This is a genomic window from Butyrivibrio sp. NC3005 (assembly GCF_000424545.1).
Taxonomy (GTDB): Bacteria; Bacillota; Clostridia; order Lachnospirales; family Lachnospiraceae; genus Butyrivibrio.
The window spans coordinates 1-1,290 of sequence record NZ_AUKC01000093.1 but is presented as its reverse complement, the minus strand read 5'-3'; the positions used below and the strand labels follow the sequence as shown (position 1 = coordinate 1,290).

The 1,290-nt window shown below is 36.2% G+C and carries 2 protein-coding genes; one reads left to right on the top strand and one right to left on the bottom strand.

Annotation, left to right across the window (positions count from 1 at the left end; all coding sequences use genetic code 11):
• Positions 1 to 215 precede the first annotated feature (215 nt).
• A complete protein-coding gene (locus G634_RS0114840; RefSeq protein ID WP_026505919.1) occupies positions 216 to 464 on the bottom strand; it encodes a hypothetical protein in 249 nt (82 codons plus the stop codon).
• A gap of 553 nt (positions 465 to 1,017) precedes the next feature.
• Between G634_RS0114840 and G634_RS19520 the strand changes: the two genes are divergently transcribed.
• A partial coding sequence (locus G634_RS19520; protein ID WP_035800386.1) for a hypothetical protein occupies positions 1,018 to 1,290 on the top strand: 273 nt, incomplete at its 3' end.

The following is a 1,290-nucleotide window of genomic DNA, read 5'->3' as shown; positions in this document are numbered from 1 at the left end:
CGCCCTAAGCCCTCGGAGAGCTTTTCGGTATCAATATCTACAGTTTTCAAGGTTCATTTGAGCCTTTTTCTTTCATAGGTCACTTGACACTACCTCTATATTTGTTTTGTTACGGTGAGATTATACTAAGTATTAAGCAGACATTACAGAAACACTGCGGTTCTTTTGCGCAACTTCAAGTTTACAAACTATCTTTCAAATTTCTTATTACCATCCTAACTTTTTAGTTGATAACGTTTACCTTTAGTAGCACCATCATCAACGAGTTTTCCTAAATCGACAAGGATACGCAAAAGCTCTTTTGTACGTGTCTCTTTGACATCAAGTACTCCCATGAGGTCAGAACTACGATACCATTCTCCCGGATTCATGCTGGAAAGAATAATATCCATTTGAAGTTTTGTCATCGGGGTTATCTTATATTCCGGTCCAAACATCAAAAGTCCGACGCCGGTCGGATGCATACGTCTGTCTTTGGACTTATCACTGGCGGCACCGATTCTTTCAAGGAACTCTTCATCTGACAGTTTTGTCCAGACGTTACCTTCGTGTTCAATATTGAACCAAGCACGATAGGAATTAATGGTCTGCTTTCAAATATTCATTCTCTGCTTTTCGTATTCAAATTGCGATTTATCAATTTAATATGCTAATAATCATACTACAATCCTTGGTACAATGACAAACTGATATTAACTTATGTCTTTAATAAATGTATAGTCAGAAAAAGGAAGCAATCAGTTCCAACTCGTTCCAAATAATAGATGAATCGAAGAATTCTTCTTCCAAGTTTAGTAATAGCTCCCCAACCCACCCAAATGTATATTGAGAAGAAAATTTTTCCAAAAACTGCAGATTTAGATAAAAAGTGTCCCACATATTTATTGAATGGATATTTTAGTAATCCACCTTAAACTGAACCAAATGTAATTTGAAGGAAAAAATGTACATTGACAAGTGAATATTGGATAAAAGATTTGTTGGTCTGAATTGATTTAAGGGAAGGAGGCGATTTGCATGAGCTTATATGCAAAGGAATTTGCAAGCGATCGGCTTACAAATGAAATTCAGCAACTCGACATGCAGATTACCTCCTTGCAAAAAGAAAAACACGAAGGTAAAATTACAGATGTCGGTGCTACTTATTTAAAAGAATTGACAAAAAAAACCCTGAAAATTTCAACTTTCAAGGGATTTTCCAAAAAAATCTTAATGCGGAAGAAGGGACTTGAACCCTCACGATATAACTATCACAAGATCCTTAGTCTTGCTCGTCTGCCAATTCCGACA

What these genes read in the sequence shown, in the direction of transcription:
- G634_RS0114840 (WP_026505919.1), bottom strand. Translation starts at nt 464, where the DNA reads ATGCATCCGACCGGCGTCGGACTTTTGATGTTTGGACCGGAATATAAG.